The 22,601-nt window shown below is 66.7% G+C and carries 16 protein-coding genes; 13 read left to right on the top strand and 3 right to left on the bottom strand.

Going from position 1 to position 22,601, the window contains the following annotated elements:
• Window positions 1-86: 86 nt before the first annotated feature.
• Window positions 87-1,160: an MBL fold metallo-hydrolase gene (locus ACF3ND_RS00515; RefSeq protein WP_394063217.1), complete on the bottom strand. Its 1,074-nt coding sequence runs from the start codon at window positions 1,158-1,160 to the stop codon at window positions 87-89.
• Between the two features lie 317 nt (window positions 1,161-1,477).
• On the opposite strand from ACF3ND_RS00515, the gene ACF3ND_RS00510 reads away from it, so the two are divergent.
• The 8 genes from ACF3ND_RS00510 (at window position 1,478) to ACF3ND_RS00475 (ending at window position 11,626) form a co-directional block, all read left to right on the top strand.
• Entirely contained in the window at window positions 1,478-1,870 is a 393-nt protein-coding gene (locus tag ACF3ND_RS00510) for a MerR family DNA-binding transcriptional regulator (protein WP_394063215.1), read from the top strand.
• Window positions 1,871-1,952: 82 nt separating this feature from the next.
• Window positions 1,953-3,131 carry an isovaleryl-CoA dehydrogenase gene (locus tag ACF3ND_RS00505; RefSeq protein WP_394063213.1) on the top strand — a complete coding sequence of 393 codons (1,179 nt, stop codon included), beginning with the start codon at window positions 1,953-1,955 and terminating at the stop codon, window positions 3,129-3,131.
• A gap of 7 nt (window positions 3,132-3,138) precedes the next feature.
• Window positions 3,139-5,013, top strand: a complete 1,875-nt coding sequence (aceK, locus tag ACF3ND_RS00500) for a bifunctional isocitrate dehydrogenase kinase/phosphatase (RefSeq protein WP_394063211.1) — start codon at window positions 3,139-3,141, stop codon at window positions 5,011-5,013.
• Window positions 5,006-6,187: an acetyl-CoA C-acyltransferase gene (locus ACF3ND_RS00495; protein ID WP_394063209.1), complete on the top strand. Its 1,182-nt coding sequence runs from the start codon at window positions 5,006-5,008 to the stop codon at window positions 6,185-6,187. Before aceK ends, ACF3ND_RS00495 begins: the two co-directional genes overlap by 8 nt.
• A 73-nt stretch (window positions 6,188-6,260) precedes the next feature.
• Window positions 6,261-7,868, top strand: a complete 1,608-nt coding sequence (locus ACF3ND_RS00490; protein ID WP_394063207.1) for a carboxyl transferase domain-containing protein — start codon at window positions 6,261-6,263, stop codon at window positions 7,866-7,868.
• 20 nt (window positions 7,869-7,888) lie between these two features.
• Window positions 7,889-9,913: a biotin carboxylase N-terminal domain-containing protein gene (locus tag ACF3ND_RS00485; RefSeq protein ID WP_394063205.1), complete on the top strand. Its 2,025-nt coding sequence runs from the start codon at window positions 7,889-7,891 to the stop codon at window positions 9,911-9,913.
• 109 nt (window positions 9,914-10,022) lie between these two features.
• Complete coding sequence (gene gluQRS / locus ACF3ND_RS00480) at window positions 10,023-10,934, top strand: tRNA glutamyl-Q(34) synthetase GluQRS (protein WP_394063203.1); 912 nt, start codon at window positions 10,023-10,025, stop codon at window positions 10,932-10,934.
• A gap of 233 nt (window positions 10,935-11,167) precedes the next feature.
• Window positions 11,168-11,626 carry a DUF494 family protein gene (locus tag ACF3ND_RS00475; protein WP_394063201.1) on the top strand — a complete coding sequence of 153 codons (459 nt, stop codon included), beginning with the start codon at window positions 11,168-11,170 and terminating at the stop codon, window positions 11,624-11,626.
• 85 nt (window positions 11,627-11,711) lie between these two features.
• Here the strand turns inward: ACF3ND_RS00475 and ACF3ND_RS00470 are convergent, their stop codons facing one another.
• On the bottom strand, window positions 11,712-14,111 hold the full coding sequence (locus tag ACF3ND_RS00470) for a GDYXXLXY domain-containing protein (protein WP_394063199.1): 2,400 nt from the start codon (window positions 14,109-14,111) through the stop codon (window positions 11,712-11,714).
• A 128-nt stretch (window positions 14,112-14,239) separates the two neighbouring features.
• Between ACF3ND_RS00470 and ACF3ND_RS00465 the strand changes: the two genes are divergently transcribed.
• The 5 genes from ACF3ND_RS00465 to ACF3ND_RS00445 all read left to right on the top strand — a co-directional run bounded on the left by ACF3ND_RS00465 (window position 14,240) and on the right by ACF3ND_RS00445 (window position 22,164).
• On the top strand, window positions 14,240-16,819 hold the full coding sequence (locus tag ACF3ND_RS00465; RefSeq protein WP_394063197.1) for a DNA topoisomerase III: 2,580 nt from the start codon (window positions 14,240-14,242) through the stop codon (window positions 16,817-16,819).
• A gap of 182 nt (window positions 16,820-17,001) precedes the next feature.
• On the top strand, window positions 17,002-17,532 hold the full coding sequence (locus ACF3ND_RS00460; RefSeq protein WP_394063195.1) for an RNA polymerase sigma factor: 531 nt from the start codon (window positions 17,002-17,004) through the stop codon (window positions 17,530-17,532).
• Window positions 17,533-18,420, top strand: coding sequence for a FecR family protein (locus tag ACF3ND_RS00455; protein ID WP_394063193.1), 888 nt, complete (start codon window positions 17,533-17,535; stop codon window positions 18,418-18,420). It abuts the gene before it with no gap.
• Window positions 18,421-18,499: 79 nt separating this feature from the next.
• Window positions 18,500-21,013: a TonB-dependent siderophore receptor gene (locus ACF3ND_RS00450; RefSeq protein WP_394063191.1), complete on the top strand. Its 2,514-nt coding sequence runs from the start codon at window positions 18,500-18,502 to the stop codon at window positions 21,011-21,013.
• Window positions 21,014-21,027: 14 nt separating this feature from the next.
• Window positions 21,028-22,164 (top strand): YncE family protein, encoded by a 1,137-nt coding sequence (locus ACF3ND_RS00445; protein ID WP_394063189.1) that lies wholly within the window; start codon window positions 21,028-21,030, stop codon window positions 22,162-22,164.
• Here the strand turns inward: ACF3ND_RS00445 and ACF3ND_RS00440 are convergent.
• Window positions 22,149-22,583, bottom strand: a complete 435-nt coding sequence (locus ACF3ND_RS00440) for a CopD family copper resistance protein (RefSeq protein ID WP_394063188.1) — start codon at window positions 22,581-22,583, stop codon at window positions 22,149-22,151. The two genes, ACF3ND_RS00445 and ACF3ND_RS00440, sit on opposite strands and share 16 nt — an antisense overlap.
• Window positions 22,584-22,601 lie beyond the last annotated feature (18 nt).

Below are 22,601 nucleotides of genomic sequence, written 5' to 3'. Positions count from 1 at the left end.
GGAAGTCAGTGGCGGGAAAGGCTATACGCTACCACAGCCTGGCGGCGGCCATCCGGAAGACCGCCCCATAAGCGCCATACCTGTTGCTATATGCGCTCGAAACGCAGCACGCCGTCCTCGCCCTCGAGGCGGCGCAGCCGGCCGTCGAAATACAGGGCGTGCAGGTGGGCGATGGCCTCGCCCATGGCGAACGTCATCTGATGGGAGTCCAGCTTGCGGTGGAACAGCACAGGCAGGATGTCGGCCGCGCTGCTGGGCCGGACGCAGGCTTGCAGGACATCCTCCAGGCGCGCGGCGTGATGCTCCTGCTGCTGGCGGATGCGCTCGTGCATGCCCCGGAAAGGCTTGCCGTGCGAGGGCAGCACCAGGGTGTCGGGCGCCAGTTCCTGGTAGGAATCCAGCGATTGCAGATACAGCGGCAGGGGATTGGCCAGGGGCTCGGTATCGAACACGCTCACATTGGTGGAGATGCGCGGCAGCAGCATGTCGCCGGAGATCAGCACCCGCAGGTCGGGGCTGTACAGCGACATATGTTCGGGCGCATGGCCGTAGCCCACGATCAGGCGCCAGGGCCGGCCGGCAATCGTCACCGCCTGGCCGTCGAGCAGGCGCACGAAGCGCTCCGGCACCGAAGGCACCATGGACGGGTAGTAGTCGCCGCGGCTGCGGATCTGGGCGCGCGCCTGCTCGTCCTGCAGGCCGTGCCGCACGAAATGCGCTTCGGCCGCCACGCCGTTGGGGCCGCCGGCTTCCCCCGCGGGCTGGCTGGCCGCGCCGGACCACAGGCGCGCCACGGCGTAGTCCGTCATGCTCATCCACAGCGGCGCGTTCCAGCGTCGGCACAGCCAGTCCGCCAGGCCCACGTGATCGGGGTGCATGTGCGTGACGATCACGCGCAGCACCGGCAGACCCTGCAGCTCGTGCTCGAATACCTGTTCCCACAGCTCGCGCACCTGCGCGCGGGCTATGCCCGTGTCCACGACGGTCCAGCCCGGCCGGCCATCGATCTCATCGCGCAGCAGCCACAGGTTGATGTGGTCCAGGGCGAAGGGCAGGGGCATGCGCAGCCAGCGCACGCCCGGGGCCACTTCCAGGCTGCGTCCCGGTTCGGGCAGGGCGTCCGCCCAGGGATAGACGAGTTTCTGTTCGTTGGGATTCATGCTTGCTCCAAAAAAATGCCCCCACGCTGCGCAGGCTGATCGCCTGCTTGCTGCCCCCCAAGGGGGTGATTTTTGCCTTGGGGCGGCCCGGCGGCAAAAAATGCCCCACGCTGCGCAGGCCGAAGGCCTGCTTGCTGTCCACCTCGCGGCTTGCATGCCGCTCGGATTCGCCAGGCGCGGAACAGTCCTCAAGGACTGTCCCCCGTCCGGGGTCATCCCCAAAGGGGGTGCTTTTTGCCTTGGGCGGTCCGGCGCTATGGTGAACGCGTGAGCTCTATGGCATGATAGTTTACGTTAACGTAAACCGCATAAGAAAAATGACGACTACCACCTGGACGATATCCGATCTGGCGCATGAGTTCGCCGTCACTCCCCGGACCCTGCGCTTCTACGAGGACCAGGGCATCCTGAGCCCGCTGCGCCAGGGCAACCAGCGCATCTACCAGGCGCGCGACCGCACCCGCCTGAAGCTGGCGCTGCGCGGCAAGCGCCTGGGCCTGCAGCTGTCGGAAATCCTGACGCTGATCAATATGTACGAATCCCCGATGGACACATCCGCGCAGCTCAAGCATTATGAAGCGGTGCTGGAGGAGCATCGCCTGCGGCTGGAGCGCCAGCGCCAGGACATCGACCAGACCCTGCAGGAGATCCAGGACCAGCTCCAGCTGTGCCGCTCCCTGCTGGATCAGCGCGACGCCCCTTTCCGCTAAGGGAAAACCCAACTATATTACGTTTACGTAAACGTAATATAAATGAGATTCTGAACACGCACCCCCTTTTCTGGAGAGCTTCATGAGTCTGCCCGGCCTGAATTTCGACCTTGGTTCCGATCTGGACATGCTGCGCGACACCGTCGCCGATTTTTCCCGGTCCGAAATCGCCCCCTTGGCCGCTGAGCTCGACCGCGACGACCAGTTTCCCATGCACCTGTGGAAGAAATTCGGCGACATGGGCCTGCTGGGCATGACGGTCAGCGAAGAATACGGCGGCACGGACATGGGCTACCTGGCCCACATGATCGCCATGGAGGAAATTTCCCGGGCCAGCGCCTCGGTCGCCCTGTCCTACGGGGCCCACTCCAATCTGTGCGTGAACCAGATCAACCGCAACGGCACCGAAGCCCAGAAGCGCAAGTACCTGCCCGGCCTGATCAGCGGCGAGCAGGTCGGCGCCCTGGCCATGAGCGAGCCCGGCGCCGGCTCGGACGTGGTGGGCATGAAGCTGCGCGCCGACAAGAAGGGCGACCGCTATGTGCTGAACGGCTCCAAGATGTGGATCACCAACGGCCCGGACGCCGACACGCTGGTGGTGTACGCCAAGACCGACCCCCAGGCCGGCGCGCGCGGCATCACCGCCTTCCTGATCGAAAAAGGCTTTCCGGGATTTTCCGTGGCGCAGAAGCTGGACAAGCTGGGCATGCGCGGCAGCCACACCGGCGAGCTGGTCTTCCAGGACTGCGACGTGCCCGAGGAGAACGTGCTCGGCCAGCTCAACGGCGGGGTCAAGGTGCTGATGTCCGGTCTGGACTACGAGCGCGCCGTGCTGGCGGGCGGGCCGCTGGGCATCATGCAGGCCGTCATGGATGTGGTGATCCCCTACGTGCACGACCGCAAGCAGTTCGGCCAGGCCATCGGCGAATTCCAGCTGATCCAGGGCAAGCTGGCCGACATGTACACCACCCTGCAGGCCAGCCGCGCCCTGTGCTATGCCGTGGGCAAGAACCTGGACCGGCTGGGCGCCGGACACGTGCGCTCGGTGCGCAAGGACTGCGCCGCCGCCATTCTGTACAGCGCCGAAAAGGCCACCTGGATGGCCGGCGAAGGCATCCAGATCCTGGGCGGCAACGGTTACATCAACGAATTTCCCACCGGCCGACTGTGGCGCGACGCCAAGCTGTACGAGATCGGCGCGGGCACCAGCGAAATCCGGCGCATGCTGATCGGCCGCGAGCTGTTCGCCGAGACCGCCTGACGCCATCATGTGCAGCACCGACTTCGGCGAGACTACCGTCATCACCCCGGTCGCCAGGCCGGGCCTGACGCCGCAGGAAGTGGCGCAGGCCATGCTGGACGGTTTCAACCGGCATTACGCCCTGTTCCGCTACAGCGCGCAGCGCGCCAAATCGCTGTACGAATCGGGCGACTGGCATGGCATCCAGCAGCTCGCGCGCGAGCGCATCGAATACTACGCCACGCGGGTGCGCGAATGCGCCGCCATGCTGAGCCAGGCCCTGCGCCTGCGTCCGGCCGGACCGGCCGGCGACGGGCAGCTGGACGAGGAGCAGCAGCAATTCTGGCTGCAGGCCAAGAGCGAGTTCGTGCGCCTGCTCTCCGGGCACCGCCAGCCCGAATGCGCCGAGACCTTCTTCAATTCCGTGTCCTGCCGCGTGCTGCACCGGCACTACTTCCGCAACGAATTCATCTTCGTGCGTCCGGCCGTGGCCACCGATTACCTGGACGGCGCGCTGCCTTCCTACCGCGTCTATTACCCGGTCCAGGAAGGCCTGGAGGATTGCCTGACCCACATGCTGGCCGATTTCGGCCTGGCCGCGCCCTTCGAGAACCTGCCCGCCGACGTGCGCACGCTGGCGCGCATGGCGCTGCGCCAGTTGTGCCGGCGCCTGCCGCGCGGCCACGGGCCGCGCATCGGCTCGGATTGCCAGATCCAGGTCCTGAACTCCCTGTTCTTCCGCAACAAGGGCGCCTATGTGGTGGGCCGGCTGATCAACCACGGCGAGGTCCACCCCTTTTCGCTGGCCATCCTGCATCGTCCCTCGGGCCACCTGTACATCGACGCGCTGCTGCACACCACGGACGACCTGTCCACGCTGTTCAGCTTCACGCGGGCCTACTTCCTGGTGGACATGGAAGCGCCGTCGGCCTACGTGGACTTCCTGTCCAGCCTGCTGCCGCGCAAGCCCAAGGCCGAGCTCTACACCGCCATCGGCCTGCAAAAGCAGGGAAAGACGCTCTTCTACCGCGATTTCCTGCACCACCTGTCGCATTCGCACGATCACTTCGACCTGGCGCCGGGCATCCGCGGAATGGTGATGACCGTCTTCACCCTGCCGTCCTACCCCTACGTGTTCAAGCTGATCCGCGACCGCATCCAGAAGCCGGGCATGGATCACGCCACCGTGCGCGCCAAGTATCAGCTGGTCAAGAAGCACGACCGGGTAGGGCGCATGGCCGATACCTGGGACTATTCGCAGGTGGCCCTGCCCAAGGCGCGCTTCTCGCCGGCCCTGCTGCACGAGCTGCGCACCGAAGTGCCCAGCCTGCTGGAGGAAACCGAAGATACCATCGTGCTGCGCCACGTCTACATCGAGCGCCGCATGACGCCGCTGAACCTGTTCCTGAACAAGGCCAGCGACGCCGCCCTGAATGCGGCCGTGCGCCAGTACGGCAATGCCATCCGCGAGCTGGCCGCAGCCGACATCTTCCCCGGCGACATGCTGTACAAGAACTTCGGCGTCACCCGCCTGGGCCGGGTGGTGTTCTATGACTACGACGAGATCCAGCACATGCGCGAGATGAACTTCCGCGCCATTCCGCCCGCGCCCAACGAAGAGGCCGAGATGGCCAGCGAGCCCTGGTATCCCATCGGTCCGAACGACGTGTTTCCCGAGGAATTCGGCTACTTCCTGCTCGGCGAGCCGCGCATCCGCAAGGCCTTCATGGCCCACCACGCGCAGCTGCTGGATCCGCAATGGTGGGCTCAATGTCGCCAACGCGTGACACAAGGCCGAATTGAAAACATTTTCCCGTACGATAGTGACAGGCGGCTGCAGGACTTTCGTCGGCAGGCGCCTGTCACCGTCACTTCTTCACACTCAGGAGTCCCTCATGTCTGATCCAGTAGTCATTGTCTCGATCGCCCGCACTCCCATGGGCGGCATGCTCGGCAGCCTGTCCGACCTGGCCGCACACGAGCTGGGCGCCGTCGCCATCAAGGCCGCGGTCGAGCGCTCGGGCATCGCCGGGGAAGCGATCAACGAAGTCATCATGGGCAACGTGCTGCAGGCCGGGCAGGGACAGGCTCCCGCTCGCCAGGCCGCCCTGGGCGCCGGACTGCCCAAGGGCGTGGCGTGCACCACCATCCACAAAGTCTGCGGCTCGGGCCTGAAGGCCGCCATGTTCGCGCACGACCTGATCAAGGCCGGCAGCGCCAAGGTGGTGGTGGCCGGCGGCCAGGAAAGCATGAGCAACGCCCCCTACCTGCTGCTCAAGGGCCGCCAGGGCTACCGCTACGGCCACTCCACGGTCTATGACCACATGGCCCTGGACGGCCTGGAGGACGCCTACAGCCGCGGCACCGCCATGGGCGTGTTCGCCGAGGACTGCGCCGGCAAATACAACTTCAGCCGCGAAGAGCAGGACGCCTTTGCGCTGGAATCGCTGCGCCGCGCCCGCCAGGCCAGCGAGGACGGCAGCTTCGACTGGGAAATCGCCCCCGTGACCATCGCCGGCCGCAAGGGCGAAGTGGTCATCGCCAAGGACGAGGCGCCCGCCAAGGCCCTGCCTGAAAAAATCCCCACGCTGCGCCCCGCCTTCAAGAAGGACGGCACCATCACCGCCGCCAACGCCTCCTCCATCTCGGACGGGGCCGCCGCCATGGTGCTGACCACCGAATCCAAGGCCAGGGAACTGGGCGCGACGCCCCTGGCGCGCATCGTGGCCCACACCCAGCACTCGCAGGAGCCGCAGTGGTTCACCACCGCACCGGTGGGCGCCATCCAGAAGCTGCTCGACAAGACCGGCTGGAGCGTGGCGGACGTGGACCTGTTCGAGATCAACGAAGCCTTCGCGGTGGTCACCATGGCCGCCATGAAGGAGCTGAACCTGCCTCATGACAAGGTCAACATCCACGGCGGCGCCACCGCCCTGGGCCACCCCATCGGCGCCTCCGGCGCGCGCCTGCTGGCCACCCTGGTCGGCGCGCTGCGCAAGACCGGCGGCAAGCGCGGCATCGCTTCGCTGTGCATCGGCGGGGGCGAAGCCGTCGCCCTGGCCGTCGAGCTGGTCTAAGCAAGTCCGCCTGCCGGGCCGCGAGGCCCGGCAGGGCGCCCGGGCTTTCCTCCGTTCTCTTTCCAGGCACGCCATGTCAGTCATCGAATCCCGCATCAATACGCGCTCCCAGGACTTCCAAGACAACGCCTCGGTCATGCAGGCCCTGATCGCCGACCTGCGCCGGAAACTGCAGCAGACCGCCCTGGGCGGGTCCGAACAGTCGCGCCAGCGCCACCTGGCGCGCGGCAAGCTGCTGCCGCGCGAGCGCGTGGAGCGGCTGCTGGATCCCGGCACCCCTTTCCTGGAGCTGTCCCCGCTGGCGGCCCAGGACGTCTACGACAATGAATCGCCCGGCGCGGGCATCATCACCGGCATAGGCCGCGTGGCCGGCGTCGAATGCGTGATCGTCTGCAACGACGCCACCGTCAAGGGCGGGACCTACTATCCGCTGACGGTCAAGAAGCACCTGCGCGCCCAGGAGATCGCCCAGCAGAATCGCCTGCCGTGCATCTATCTGGTCGACTCGGGCGGAGCCAACCTGCCCAACCAGGACGAAGTCTTCCCGGACCGCGACCATTTCGGCCGCATCTTCTACAACCAGGCCAACCTGTCGGCCCAGGGCATCGCCCAGATCGCCGTGGTCATGGGTTCGTGCACGGCCGGCGGCGCCTACGTGCCCGCCATGAGCGATGAATCCATCATCGTGCGCGACCAGGGCACGATCTTCCTGGGCGGCCCGCCGCTGGTGAAGGCCGCCACGGGGGAGGAAGTCAGCGCCGAGGACCTGGGCGGGGGCGACGTGCACACGCGACTGTCCGGGGTGGCCGACCACCTGGCCGAGGACGATCTGCACGCCCTGCAACTGGCGCGCCGCTGCGTGGGCCGCCTGAATCGCAGCAAGCGCCTGCCCTGGCCCCTGCAGCCGGTGCGCGAGCCGCTGTACGACCCGCAGGAGCTCAACGGCATCATTCCCGCCGACACGCGCAAGCCCTACGACGTGCGCGAGGTCATCGCCCGCATCGTGGACGGCTCCGAATTCGACGAATTCAAGGCGCGCTTCGGCACCACCCTGGTCACGGGCTTCGCGCACATCCACGGCATGCCGGTGGGCATCATCGCCAACAACGGCATCCTGTTCTCCGAGGCCGCCCAGAAGGGCACGCATTTCATCGAACTGTGCTGCCAGCGCAAGACGCCGCTGGTCTTTCTGCAGAACATCACGGGATTCATGGTGGGGCGCAAGTACGAGAACGAAGGCATCGCCCGCCACGGCGCCAAGATGGTCACGGCCGTGTCCACCGCCGCCGTGCCCAAGTTCACCGTCATCCTGGGCGGCTCCTTCGGCGCCGGCAACTATGGCATGTGCGGCCGCGCCTTCGGCCCGCGCCTGTTGTTCCTGTGGCCCAACGCCCGCATTTCCGTCATGGGCGGCGAACAGGCCGCCAGCGTGCTGGCCACGGTGCGGCGCGACGGCCTGGAGGCCCGCGGCCAGAGCTGGAGCGCCCAGGAAGAAGAAGCCTTCAAGGCGCCCATACGCGCCCAGTACGAGCACGAAGGACACCCCTACTACGCCACGGCGCGGCTGTGGGACGACGGCATCATCCAGCCCTCGGACACCCGGCGCGTGCTGGCCCTGGGCCTGTCCGCGGCCCTGAACGCCCCCATCGAAGACACCCGCTTCGGCGTGTTCCGCATGTAAGCCCACGGGAGACAGAAAACATGTTCCAGACCCTGCTGATCGCCAACCGCGGCGAAATCGCCTGCCGGGTGGCCGCCACCGCCCGACGCCTGGGGCTGCGCACCGTGGCCGTCTATTCGGACGCCGACGCGGACGCCCAGCACGTGCGCGCCTGCGACCAGGCCGTGCGCATCGGCGGCCCCGAGCCGCGCGACAGCTACCTGAAGATAGACGCCATCCTGGCCGCCGCGCGCGCCGCCGGCGCCCACGCCGTCCACCCCGGCTACGGCTTCCTGTCCGAAAACGAACATTTCGCCCGCGCCTGCGAGGAGGCCGGACTGATCTTCGTCGGCCCGCCCGCCCAGGCCATCGCGGCCATGGGCAGCAAGTCCGCCGCCAAGGCCCTGATGGAGCGCGCCGGCGTGCCGCTGGTGCCCGGCTACCACGGCGACGAGCAGGCCCCCGACTTCCTGCACCGGCAGGCCGACGCCATAGGCTACCCGGTGCTGATCAAGGCCAGCGCCGGCGGCGGGGGCAAGGGCATGCGCATCGTGGAATCGTCGGGCGCCTTCCTGGGAGCCCTGCGTTCCTGCCAGCGCGAGGCCGCCAGCAGCTTCGGCGACGATCGCGTCCTGATCGAGCGCTACATCACCAAGCCGCGCCACATCGAGATCCAGGTCTTCGGCGACCAGCACGGCCAGTACGTCTACCTGTTCGAGCGCGACTGCTCGGTGCAGCGCCGCCACCAGAAGGTCATCGAGGAAGCCCCCGCGCCCGGCATGACGGCCGAGCGGCGGCAAGCCATGGGAGAGGCGGCCATCGCCGCCGCGCGCGCCGTGAACTACGTGGGCGCCGGCACGGTGGAATTCATCGCCGAGCAGGACGGCCGCTTCTACTTCATGGAGATGAACACCCGCCTGCAGGTCGAACACCCGGTCACGGAGCTGATCACCGGCCACGACCTGGTGGAGTGGCAGTTGCGCGTGGCCGACGGCCAGCCCCTGCCGGCCCGCCAGGAAGACCTGCGCATAGACGGCCATGCCATCGAGGTGCGCATCTACGCGGAAAATCCGGACAAGGACTTCCTGCCTTCCATCGGCACCCTGCGCACGCTGCGCTATCCGGAACACGCGGCCTTTGCGCCCGGCCCGGTGCGCATCGACAGCGGCGTGCGCCAGGGCAGCGTGATCAGCCCCTTCTACGATCCCATGATCGCCAAGGTCATCACGCACGGCGCGGACCGCGAACAGGCCCGCCGCCGGCTGATCCGCACGCTGGCCGACACGCAGGTGGCGGGCGTGCACACCAACAAGACCTTTCTGCAGCGCCTGCTGGGCGATGCGGCATTCGCCCAGGCCGACCTGGATACCGGCCTGATCCCGCGCCGGCATGACGCACTGTTCCCGCAGGCCGGCGCCGTGCCCGCCGCCGTGCTGTCCCTGGCCGCCTGCGCCCTGCTGGCCCGCCAGGGCCTGCCGGGCCGGGGGCGCAGCCCGGCCCCGCCGGCCGATCCCTGGTCGGCCCGCGACGGCTGGCGGGTGGGCGGCGACTACCACCAGACCCTGTCCCTGATGGTGGGCGAGCAACGCCACGACCTGCGCCTGGAACGCCAGGAGCAAAACTGGCGCCTGCAGGCCGCCGACGGCGTGCACCTGCTGGACTGGCAGGCCGCGGCCCGGCCCGACCAGCCCGAAGCGCAGAGCCTGCGGGTCTGGCTGGACGGCGCCGAGCATCGCGGCCAGGTGCTGCAGGACGGCGACCAGCTGCAGGTGAGCCTGGACGGCGCGGACTGGACGCTGAGCCTGTTCGACCCGCTGCTGGCCGCCGGCCAGGGCCGGGACGAAGGACATGGCGGCCGCCTGACCGCTCCCATGCCGGGCAAGATCATCGCCCTGAACGTGGACGCGGGCGCCAGCGTCAAGCGCGGCGACGTGCTGCTGGTCATGGAAGCCATGAAGATGGAGCACTCCATCCTGGCGCCGGCCGACGGCACCGTCACGGAACTGTTCTTCGCAGTCGGCGACCAGGTGCCCGAAGGCGCCGAGCTGGCCGCCATGGAGCACTAGCGCGCGGCGGGCCGATCCGGCGCGCCGCATTGCCGGACCGGCAAAATCAGCGTACAGTCGCAATCGGCAAGGGCCCCCGGAACGGGGCCCTTGCCGTTGAGACCCGATCATGAACGCCTTTTCCGTCCCTTCCTATTGCGGCCGCTTCGCGCCCAGCCCCAGCGGTCCCCTGCACGACGGCTCGCTGGTCGCCGCCATGGCCAGCCATCTGGACGCCCGCGCCCGGCAAGGCCGCTGGCTGCTGCGCATCGAAGACATCGATGCGCCGCGCGTGGTGGCGGGGGCCGACCGGCTCATCATGCAGCAGCTGCAGGCCCTGGGCATGCGCTGGGACGGCGAACCCGTCTGGCAGCAGCAGCGCCTGAGGCGCTATCAGGAGGTCTTCGACGGCCTGCTGGAACGCGGCCTGGTGTACGGCTGCGCCTGCACCCGCCAGGAAATCCAGGCCGCCTCGCGCCCGCCCGCCCCCGGGTCGCACGAACGCCCTTATCCGGGCACCTGCCGCCACGGCGTGGCGGCCGGCCGTTCGGTGCGGGCCTGGCGCCTGCGCGTACCCGAGGGCGTCGAACGCTTCAACGATCGCTGGGCGGGGCCGCAGCAGCAAGACGTGGCCCGCGACGTGGGCGACTTCACCCTGAAACGCGCGGACGGCCTGTGGGCCTATCAGTTCGTGGTGGTGATCGATGACGCCGACCAGGGCGTGACCGACGTGGTTCGCGGCGCCGACCTGCTGGACTCCACGGCGCGCCAGCGCGTGCTGCAGCGTATCCTGGGCGCGTCCTTGCCGCGCACGCTGCACGTGCCGCTGGCCCTGGACGAACGCGGCCAGAAGCTGTCCAAGCAGAACCACGCGCCCGCCCTGGACCTGGACCATCCCTTGCAGACCTTGAATCGCGCCTGGACCTTCCTGGGCTTCGAAGCCCTGGCTGCCGCCGGCATCGAAGACTTCTGGTCCAGAGCGACGGCGGCGTGGGCGCAACGCTTTCCCTGGCCCGGCCCGCAGGACGATGGTTTCAAATAAACCACACATCGGGTGAACCAGATTGCTTATTGTCAAAATTATCAGGCGCCGTAGCAGCAGAGCCCCCAGGCCCCTGCGGCCCTAGGGAAAAAACAAGCTTCTCACAGGGCCGGAGCGCCTGTCAGCCCAAGAAAATCCCCATTTGCCCCGCACCGTAAATCAGCGTAAAGTCTGACACAACGGTTACCGAACCACCCAGCCTTTTAATCACTTAGGACGGCAACCTTATACACATGTTTGATATCCTGGTTTACCTATTCGAGACGTACTACAACCCCCAGGCCTGTCCCAAGGCGGAGGTTCTGGCCCACAAACTGGCCGCTATCGGCTTTGAAGACGAGGACATCAACGACGCACTCAGCTGGCTGCACGCCATGGGCGAGACATCGTCCCAGTGCCAGCCCCTGCAACAACGAAGCGACGCCAGCCTGCGCATTTTCTCCGACCACGAACAGCATGTGCTGGGCGCCGAAGCCATGGGCTTCATCACTTTCCTGCAGAACTCGGGCGCCTTGCCCGCGCACCTGCGTGAAATCCTGATCGAAAGCGCGATGGCGGTGGACGAAAGCCCCGTGTCGCTGGACAAGATCAAGATCGTCGCCCTGATGGTGCTCTGGAGTCACGAAGCGGAGATCGACCACCTGATCTTCGAAGAACTGCTCAGCGACGACTCCACGCGCCTGTCCCACTGAACCCGAACCCGTACGACAAAGCCCCGCGCAAGCGGGGCTTTGTCGTTCAGACGCCGCCCCGGCCGGCGCGGACCGGGGCGCAGGTTCAAGGTATTTCCTGCAGTTGCGCATCCAGCATGCGGCGCAGCAGGGCCTGCCCTCCGTCGGACACGGCAAACTCGCCGTAACGAGCCTTGTCGAAGCGTTCGCCCGTGCCTTCCGCAAAGAACCAGGCGTCCGTACCCGGAGTCCAGCCCGACTGGCGACGCTTCAAGCTCAGGCGCACGGCGTCCTGCGGCTCGGCCTGCTGCTCCACGCCCAGCCAGCGCGATTCTCCGTCCATGTCCACATGCACTCCGCGCAGTTGCGCCACTCCCCGCTCGTCCGGCTGCAGGCTGGCCTGCAGCCGCCCGGCCTGGCGCACAGCCTGCTCCTGTTCGAGCGGCAGCCCGCCGATCAGGGCCGACACCTGCTGGGAGATGGCGAAGTTCAGCGCCATATAGTCGCCCTGCATCAGAGAACGGGGATCCACCGGCGCCAGCTCCAGCACCACGGGGCGGCCGCCGGACAGGATGCGTTCCTTCTGGACGATGACGGCATTGGCCACGCCCAGGACCAGCGCCAGACCGGCCAGCACGCCGGCCACGACTCCCCGAGGCGGGCTGGCCGGCGCAGCGGCCTGCCCGTCAAGGCGCCGTTCCCGGCCCAGCCCGGCCAGGACCACGCATCCGGCTCCGGTGGCCAGCAACAGCCAGGCCTTGTCCAACAGGCTGATGTCCAGCAGGTAGTAAAGCCGCCACAGGCTGAACAGCCCCAAGGCCACGCCCACGGCCAGCAGGCTGAGATAACGCCAGGCATAGGCGGCCAGGATCCAGCTCAAGGCCAGGGCCACGGGCGGATAGGGCAGCCAGGCCGCGCACAGGGCCGCCAGACCGGCAAAAGCGACCAGGCCGACCCGGGGGCGCTCACGCCAGTCCCGCCAGTACAGGCCCAGAATGAACAGGGGCAGGATGGACACCAGCACATCGACCACATTGAGGGGCGGGCGCTCCAGGTAGGCGCTCAGACCCCAGCGCACGGCTTCCCAGGCCACGCTGCGCCACAGGCCATGCAGCATCAGCGCCCAGAACAGCGGCATCCAGAAGGAGCCGCGGTCCGCCTGCTTGAAACTGCGGTGCCCCAGCCAGAGCGCCAGCAGGAAGAAAAGCAGGCCCGGAAGGCTCAGCAGCCAGCCCGGCGGCTCCTGCATGCGTTCCAGGAGGCGGTCGATGAACAAGTATTGCAGGCCCAGCAGCGCCCAGGCCGCCAGCAGGAGGCGCAGCACGAACTGGCCGCGCGCCTGGCGGTACAGCAGGCCGGCGACCAGCACGCCCAACAAGGCGCTGACTTCCCGCGGCCACGGATAATAGCCGTCGATGAGCGGGGCGCTGAGCAGCAGCACGGCGCACAGCACCCAGCCGCCCACCAGATCGCGGCGCGCCAGGGTCTGGGCGCGGACATACAGCAGCGGCGAGGCCAATGCCATCACCGCGCCCACCACGCCCATGGCCTCGATGCTCAAGTCCAGCGACAAGGCCAGATAAAGCAGCACCAGCAGGGGCAAGACGATGTAGAGCACCAGCTTGACCACGCGCAGATACCAGGGATAGTGCTCGTCGCCCGCGGGGTCAGCTTCGTCCCCGCCGGCGGCTGGCCGCGCATTCCGCCAGTGCGCCAGATGCAGCTGCAGGACGCGCAGCAGGCCCAGGCCCAGGGCGATCAGCACCGCCAGGGCCAGCAGGAAGGAGCTGTCGACCAGATAATCCAGCACCAGCGCGAACACGACGCCATAGGCGCCCAGCAGCGCCACCGCCGACATGAACAGATCGCTGCGCCACAGACGATAGAGCCCGTACAGCGCCAGGTACAGGCCCAGCGCCGGCCACAGCCCCTGCTCGATCGCCAGAACGGCGATGAAGCCGGCCACCGCCACGGCCGCGGACCGCGCCAGCAGCCGCCAGGGATCATGACGCGGCCGCCATACGGTTTCCGCCGCCAGGAGCAGCAGCGCATTGAGCCCCAGGCCCAGCCAGATCGGCCACGTTTCTGCGCCGCCCGCCCAATACGTCACCTGCGTGTCTATCCATAAGTACAGGGCGGCATTGAGCACGACCAGGCAGAGCACGGACAGGAACACGCTGCGCACCGTCAGCACCCAGGGCAGGATGAGGGCGGCCCACAAGGCGAACAGCTGCCAAGGGTCGGCCCCCGTCTGGTAGACCTGGCCGATCAGCGCGAACAGGCCGCCGCAGACCACGGCCGCCAGCCCGGTCAGGGCCGCGGGCACGCCCAGATCATGGGACCAGCCGCCCTGGCGCCGCCGCATCAGCAGCGCCAGCAGGGCGGACAGGGCCAACGCCCCCTGGGCCAGCGCCAGCCTGGCCGTCGGCCCCCAGCCCGGCCAATTGGCGGCGATCCAGGTGATCAAACCGCTGGCCAGCAGCAAAACCGCCAGCCCCCAGGCCATTTTTGTCAGAAAGACTCGCCAGTCCGACGGCCATACGTTAGTCTTGTCAGGTCTCATAACTTGCATAGAGCGATTGGCACCTCGTATCATCCGCGCTATTGCCGCGGAATTGCTGTCACTGGAATCATATGGATAAAACACTCATCATTGCCGAGAAACCTTCTGTCGCCGTAGATATATCACGGGCATTGGGCGGTTTCACGCGAGAAGGTGACTATTTTGAAAGCGATCGCTATGTGCTGGCCTCCAGCATCGGCCATCTGCTGAGCCTGGTGGCTCCCAATGATCCCGTGCGCGGCAAGTGGAGCTTCACGCATCTGCCCGTGATTCCCCCGCAGTTCGAGCTCAACCCCACCGACAAGAAATCGGCCGAACGCCTGAAGCTGCTGGTCAAGCTGATCAAGCGCAAGGACGTCGCCGCCGTCATCAACGCCTGTGACGCGGGACGCGAGGGCGAGCTGATCTTCCGCTACATCATGCAGTACGCCGGCGCCAAGAAGCCCGTGCAGCGTCTGTGGCTGCGTTCCATGACGCAGAGCGCCATCCGCGAGGCCTTCGAGAACCTGCGCGACGACGAGGACATGAAGCCGCTGGAGTCCGCGGCCCGCTCGCGCGCCGAAGCCGACTGGCTGGTGGGCATCAACGGCACGCGCGCCATGACGGCCTTCAACAGCAAGGACGGCGGCTTCTTCAAGACGCCCGTGGGCCGCGTGCAGACGCCCACCCTGGCCATCGTCAACGAACGCGAGAACCGCATCCGCCAGTTCGTCTCGCGCGACTACTGGGAAGTGCACGCCGACTTCGTGGCGGCCGCCGGCCTGTACACCGGCCGCTGGTTCGATCCCAAATTCGTCAAGGACGAGCACGACCCGGAAAAGCGCGACTCGCGCCTGTGGTCGCTGCCCGCCGCCCAGACCATCGTGGCCGCCTGCCGCGACAAGCCGGGCGTGGTCACCGAGGAATCCAAGCCCAGCACGCAGATCTCGCCCGCGCTGTTCGACCTGACCTCGCTGCAGCGCGAGGCCAACTCGCGCTTCGGCTTTTCCGCCAAGACCACCCTGGCCCTGGCCCAGACCCTGTACGAGCGCCACAAGGCCCTGACCTACCCCCGTACGGATTCGCGCTACCTGCCCGAGGACTACCTGGGCACCGTCAAGGACACCATGCGCGCCCTGGCCGACAGCGCCACGCCCGCCGCCGCTTCCGTCCAGCCTTTTGCCAGGACCGTGGTCCAGAACAACTGGGTCAAGCCCAACCGCCGCATCTTCGACAACAAGAAGGTGTCGGACCACTTCGCCATCATTCCCACGCTGCAGATCCCGCGCGAGCTGAGCGATGCCGAGAACAAGATCTACGAACTGGTGACGCGCCGCTTCCTGGCCGTGTTCTTCCCGGCCGCGGAATTCAAGGTCACCACCCGCATCACGGAAGTCTCGGGCTACCACTTCAAGACCGAAGGCAAGGTGCTGGTCTCGCCGGGCTGGCTGGCCATCTACGGACGCGACGCCCAGGGCGAGGACGCCTCGCTGGTGCCGGTGGCCGAGGGCGAGAAGGTGCGCACCGAGGACATCGCCCCCAAGGGGCTGGCCACCAAGCCGCCGGCGCGCTTCACCGAAGCCACGCTGCTGTCGGCCATGGAAGGAGCCGGCAAGCTGGTGGACGACGAAGCCCTGCGCGAAGCCATGTCAGAGCGCGGGCTGGGCACCCCGGCCACGCGCGCGGCCATCATCGAAGGCCTGCTCAACGAAGGCTACCTGCGCCGCGAGGGGCGCGAGCTGGTGCCCAGCGCCAAGGCGCGTCAGCTCATGACGCTGCTCTCGGGCCTGGGCGTGAGCGAACTGACCTCGCCCGAGCTGACCGGCGAATGGGAGCACCAGCTCAAGCAGATCGAGCAGCGCCAGCTGGACCGCGACGTCTTCATGCGCGAGATCGCGCAGATGACCCAGGTGATCGTCAAGCGCGCCAAGGAATACGAGCGCGACACCGTGCCGGGCGACTACGCCACGCTGCAGACCCCCTGCCCCAAGTGCGGCGGCGTGGTCAAGGAGAACTACCGCCGCTACGCCTGCACTTCCTGCGATTTTTCCATCGGCAAGCATCCGGGCGGGCGCACCTTCGAGCTGCCCGAAGTGGAGGAGCTGCTGGCCAAGAAGGAACTGGGCCCGCTGCCCGGCTTCATCAGCAAGATGGGCCGGCCCTTTGCCGCCATCCTGCGCATCACCGACGACTACAAGCTGGAATTCGACTTCGGCCAGAACGACGAGGACGAGGACGAAGCCGTGGACTTCACCGGCCAGACTCCGGTCGGCCCCTGCCCCAAGTGCCAGTCCCCGGTATTCGAGCACGGCCTGCGCTACATCTGCGAAAAATCCGTCGGTCCGGCCAAGTCCTGCGATTTCCGCAGCGGCAAGGTCATCCTGCAGCAGGAGATCAACCGCGACCAGATGGCCAAGCTGCTGAACGAGGGCAAGACCGACCTGCTGGACGGTTTCGTGTCCTCGCGCACCAATCGCAAGTTCAAGGCCTTCCTGGTGCGTCAGGCCGACGGCAAGATCGGCTTCGAGTTCGAACCGCGTCCGGAGAAGACCGCGCGCAAGACCGCGGCCAAGAAGAGCGCGACCAAGGCCGCCGCCAAGAAGACCGCCGCCAAGAAAACGGCGGCGAGAAAGACGGCCGTGAAAAAAACCGCCGCCAAGGCGGCGGAATAAGACGCTGCCGCCGCCAAGGCAACGGCCTCCCTCCGGGAGGCCGTTTGCTTTGGATGAGCCTGCGCGCCGCCAAGAACAGCTGAGTTCTACCTGGATTTTCACTTTATATTAAAATAAGAATCGTTTTTATTTGCCTTACCTTTTATAACTCCATTTTCAGCCTAGCAGGCGTCCGATTCTGCATGCCGACAGACTCCAGCTCATCCTCCAACAACCGGCGCAGCCTACTGGTCGACGCCTTATGCGAGCATTATGACGATCTGCTCGGCCAGTTGCGCCGACGCTTTGGAGCCCATGCCTTTGTACAGGACGTGCTGCATGACGCCTGCGTGCGCTTGCTGGAGCGCCCCGAGCCTGCCCTTGTGCGTTCGCCCCTGCGCTTGCTGCGCCGCATCCTGAATCACCTGGCGATCGACCGCTATCGCAGCGATCAGGCGCGCGCACGCCATGACGCCCAATTCAGGGCCATGGACGAGCTGGCCTGCCCGACCGCCAATCCTGAACAACGGACCTGCGCACGCCAGCAGCTGGAGCGATTGATGCATGCCATCGACACCTTGCCGCCCCGCTGCCGCGAGGTCTTCATTCTGCACAAAATCCACGGCATGCATCAGGCCGACGTGGCCCGCCTGCAAGCCATTTCCATCAAGACCGTGGAAAAACATATACGGACGGGCCTGGCGCACTGCCGCCGCCGGATGGAGCGCTGCTGAATGAACCCGACGCCTGCCGAACAAGCCTGCCTGCCCCCAGAGCCCGACGGGCAGGGCATGGACAAGCTGCTGAGCCGTCACCAGGCCGAACTGCGCGCCCGCTTCCCCTTGCCCGACCTGGAGCGCCTGGCCCGCGATGCCGCCGAGCGCAAGCGCCAGCGCGAACGCCGGCGGGCCGGCGGGGGCCTGCTGGCCCTGGCAGCCTTAAGCGCGAGCCTGTGGTATTGGAACCCGGCCTGGCGCCACGAGCGCCTGAGCAGTCCTCTGAACGCCCAGGCCCGGGTAACGCTGCGCGACGGCACATTGGCGACGCTGGACCGCGACACCCGCCTGTCGGTCGCCTGGCGGTTGCGCAGCCGCGACCTGACCCTGGAGCAAGGGCGCGCCTACTTCGACGTCAGCCATTCCGCCTGGCGCCCTTTCCACGTTCAAGCCGGCCGCGTCCAGGTGCGAGTCCTGGGAACTCGCTTTGCCGTGGAGCAGGCCGCCTCTGCCGTGGCAGTGACCGTCGAAGAAGGCCGGGTGCACGTGCGCCACCAGGCGCATCCCGGCATCCAGGACCAGGAACTGGACGCAAACGAACGTCTGATCCTAAGCGATACGGGCCAGGCCAGCCGCGAAACGGTTCAGGCCGACAGGCTGTTGGCCTGGCAGCGCGGCCAGTTGATCATCAATGACCTGCCCCTGTCGCAAGCGCTGGCGCAATTGCAGCCCTACTTGCCCCAGCCCCTGCGCCTGGGCGACCCGGCGCTGGCCCGACAGCGCGTCAGCGCCGTCTTTCAACTGGCCTCATTGGCGCAGCTGCCTGCTCTGCTGCCGCATGTATGGCCGGTGTCCGTCCAGAAACAGGACGACGGAGGCCTGCTCTTGCTGCCCGCCAAGAAGTAACGTTTTGCAACGATGGTAGGGATGACTTCCGATTGAAACGGCTAAGCCTGTTCAGACCTCTTTCCAAGGATTTCCGCTCATGCCCTTGCCGTTCATCGTTCGCCTGGCTCCGCTGGCCCTTGCCTGCGTGAGCGCGGCACTTCATGCCCAGTCCCTGACTTTCAGCCAGGCCGCCCAGCCCCTGGGCACGGCCTTGACCCGTATCGCCAGCCAGGCCGGGGTGCAAGTGTTCTTCACCCAGGACCTGGTCGAGAACCGCCAGGCGCCCGCCCTGCGAGGCCAGTACACGGCCCGCCAGGCCTTACAAGCAGTACTGCAGGGATCAGGGCTGACCTTGAAGCCGGCGGGCCCCGATTCCTACACGCTGCAAACGGCAGACGTCCCGCTCGGCGAGACAAAAACCATCCGACAGGGCGATACCCTGGCTGCGGTGACGGTCGTGGCCTCGCGCACGCCCAAATCCATCGAGGAAACCGCCAATACCGTGTGGGTCATTGATTCGGAGCAGATCGCCGAGCAGACCCGGGGCGGCGTGCCGCTGAAGGAAATGCTGGGTCAGTTGATTCCTGGCCTGGACATGGGCGGGCAATCGCGCACCAATGCCGGCCAATACCTGCGCGGCCGTCCCACGCAAGTCATGATAGACGGCATCTCCCTGAACGGCTCGCGCCAGCTCAGCCGCCAGTTCGACTCCATCGATCCCTTCAATATCGAGCGTATCGAGGTCTTGTCCGGCGCAACCGCCATCCACGGCGGCAACGCGACCGGCGGAATCATCAACATCATCACCAAGCGAGCAGAGCCCGGAGCGGCCAGTTTTGTTTCGGAGGTCGGGATACGCAGCGGCCTGCGCGCCGGCGACGACCTGAACGCCACCTTGTCCCAATCGGTGCAGGGCGGCACCGATACCGTCCAGGCACGGCTGGCCCTGTCCTTGAGCCGCAACGGCGGCGCCTACGACAGCCGCGGCGACCGGGTGCTGCCCGACATCACCCAGACCGATCTGCAGTGGAACCGCTCGGTGGATCTGATGGGCGCGCTGAACGTAGATCTTCAAGACGCCGGCGAGCTGCGGCTGCTGGCCCAGTACTACGACTCCGGATTCCAGCCCGGCAAAGCCCTGTGGCTGCGACCCGGCGCCGACGGCAGCATCCTGACCCCGTCCGAACTGGACATACGCAGCGGCTTCGACTCCGACTACAAGCCGCACACCGAACGCCAGATCCTGGCCGCCGACTACGTCAAGGGCGGCATTCTGGGCGGACAGGACTTGTACCTGAAGGCCTACGTGCGCAACGAGTCCATGCGTTTCTATCCCTATCCCGATTCGGACGCCAATCCGCTGGCGCCAGGCGCCCGCATCTACAACTGGAGCGTGTCCACCCAGGACACGCGCACTTTCGGCCTGAAGGCCATGCTGAACAAAGACTGGGAGCGCATCAGTCTGAACTACGGCCTGGACTACGACCATGAAACCTTCAAGGCCGACCAGACCATGTTCGACATCGCCAAGGCCATGAACAGCGGCGGCCTGGTATTTGACAAGACCAGCACCCTGAAGCGCTATCCCGGTTTCCGCAACCATATCCTGGGAGCCTTCGCGCAGGCCGATGCGCGCCTGAACGACAGGCTGAGCCTGAGCGCAGGCGTACGCCGCCAGCACGTACGCGTGCGGGTGGACGACTTTGTCCAAGGCATCCAGCAGCGTCTGATGGCGGGCGGCTACGGCCAGTCCGCCGACCCCATTCCAGGCGGACGCAACAGCTACGGCACGACCTTGTTCAATGCCGGCCTGCTGTACAAGCTGACGCCCGCTCAGCAACTGTGGGCCAATTACTCCGAAGGCTTCGAGCTGGCCGACCCGGCCAAATACTACGGCACCGGGGCCAGCTACACCCTGGTCGGCAACCATTGGACGCTGGGCCGGCATCTCAGCGTGGAAGGCTCCACCATGGCAGCCATCAAGACCCGTTCGGCCGAGATAGGCTGGCGCTACAACGACGGCCCCCTGTCCGCCCAGGTAGCCTTGTTCCACTCGCAATCGGACAAATCCATCGTCCTGGACCGCAAAACGCTGAACATTTCCCTGATGGACACCAAGGTGCGCAACTACGGCCTGGAAGGCCAACTGGATCTGCGCCTGGGCGATGGCTGGAGCACCGGGGCCAGCTTGCTGCTGATCCGCAACGAAGAGCTGAAGGACGGCGACTGGCAGCGGCGCGGCGTCTACTACTCCAGCCCCTCCAAAGTCACCGCCTATGTCGGCAAGCAAAGCGGAAACTGGGCCGTTCGCGCCCAGCTTGCCCATTCCATGAAGCTGCGCAGCGACATCCCCAGCGTAGGCGGCGGCCAGCAGCAGGAATCCCTGCCCAGCCTGACGCTGGTCGATTTGCTGGGACGTTACCGCTTCGACCACAGCGCCCAGGCCAAGGGCACATTGTCCCTGGGCGTGCAGAACCTGTTCAACAAATCCTACGAGACGCGCTGGAGTCAGCAGGCCAAGCTGATCTACAGCGGCATTATCGCCCCCGGCGTGCTGGACTTCCGCGGCCAGGGACGCACTTACGCCCTGACCTACACCCTGGAATATTAAAAGGAGCGACATTCATGCCTTCACGTTGGACTCTGGCCATGCTGGCCCTCGGCTGCACGCTGGCCGCCCCTTTGCAAGCCCAGCGCCTGTGCGCCCCCGACACACCGCCCTTGCAGAACCAGGTCGGACCCGGGGTCTATGAACTGGCCTACAGCCCCAGCCAACAGGCGGTCTATGCGGCAGTGGCGGGCGGCTTCAAAGACGATGCGCCGCCCAGCAGCGTGGTGCGCCTGGACGCTGCGACCCTGCAAGAGCAGTCCCGCCTGCTCTTGCCTTATCGGGCCTTCGGGCTGGCCCTGGATGATGAAAAAGGGCGCTTATACGTGGGCCACTCTCTGCAGGGACGCATCAGCGTGGTGGATACGGCACGCAATCGGCGGCTGCACACCGTGCAGCTGAGCCGTCCGCGTCCGGACGGCAAGCGCTATGAGCACGATTTGCGCGGCTTGATCCTGGACAAGGCCAACAGCCAGTTGTTCGTGCCCGGCCTGTCGGCCGGCGACAGTGTTCTGTTCGTGCTGGACAGCGACACTCTCGTTCTGAAGAAAACCATTCCCAATCTGGGCATGTATCCGACCGGCTTGGCGCTGGATGAAGCTGGCCAGCGCCTGTTCGTCTCGACCATGGCGGGCGAGATCGCCGTGGTGGACGTCCGGACCCTGCGTGTACTGGGTCGATGGACCCTGACCGGGGTGCACCAGCCGGTCAACCTGGCCTATCACCAAGGGCGCCTGTATGTGGCCGATCAAGGCCTGGAGTCCATCACGCCGTGGCAGCAGCGCCTGCTGCCCAAGCGCGACTGGTCCGGATCGCGCCAACAGGTCCTGATGCTGGACCCGGACAATGGCCAGGTACTGGCTGCACAGGCCGCGCGGGGTCATCCGCTGGCACTGGCCGTCGACGCGGCAGCGGGCCTGCTGTACGTGACCGAGCGCAGCGACGGGCGCGTGGCAGCCTATACGCTGGACGGGCTGCGTCCCGTTGCCGCCGGCTTGACCGGCAAGCTGGCCAACAGCCTGGCGCTGGATGCCGCGCACAGCCGGGTCTACGTGTCTGTAAAAAATCCCGGCAAAAGCGAACAGCCCACCGGCGAATCCGTAGCGCTGCCCTGCTTCGAGCCTTGGACGGCCGTCGCTCAGAACGGGAAATAAAACAGGGACTTGGCCAGCACCACGATCAGCAGCACGTGCACGAAGACGCTGCGATGAATCAGGCGGGAGCGGCGCCCCGTCATGGCGCCGCGCCGGCTCAGGACCATGACGGCGACGAAATGGCCGAACACGCTGAGCGCCAGGACGATCTTGGCGCCCAGCAGCCAGGCGGAGCCTCCGCCCGCCTCGAACAGGGCGCGATGCTGCCAGGCCAGGCCCAGGCCGGCGCCGTACAGGACCAGCAGGACCCAGGGGACGATGCGGCGCGCACGCCGGCCCAGTTCCTGCTCCACCGCGCGCATGGCCGGCTGGGGCACGCGGCGGGCGATGGGCGAGAGCATCAGTACTTCGAAGAACACGGTGCCGATGAAGAACAGGGCGGCCAGCAAGTGCGCCAGGAGCAGGGCCAGATAAGTCATGGAGGAAGCAGGCAGGGC

Origin of the sequence: Alcaligenes sp. WGS1538 (assembly GCF_043187505.1) — a bacterium.
Taxonomy (GTDB): Bacteria; Pseudomonadota; Gammaproteobacteria; order Burkholderiales; family Burkholderiaceae_B; genus Alcaligenes.
Note: the sequence above shows the minus strand (reverse complement) of the source record. Positions and strands in the feature narration are given on the sequence as shown.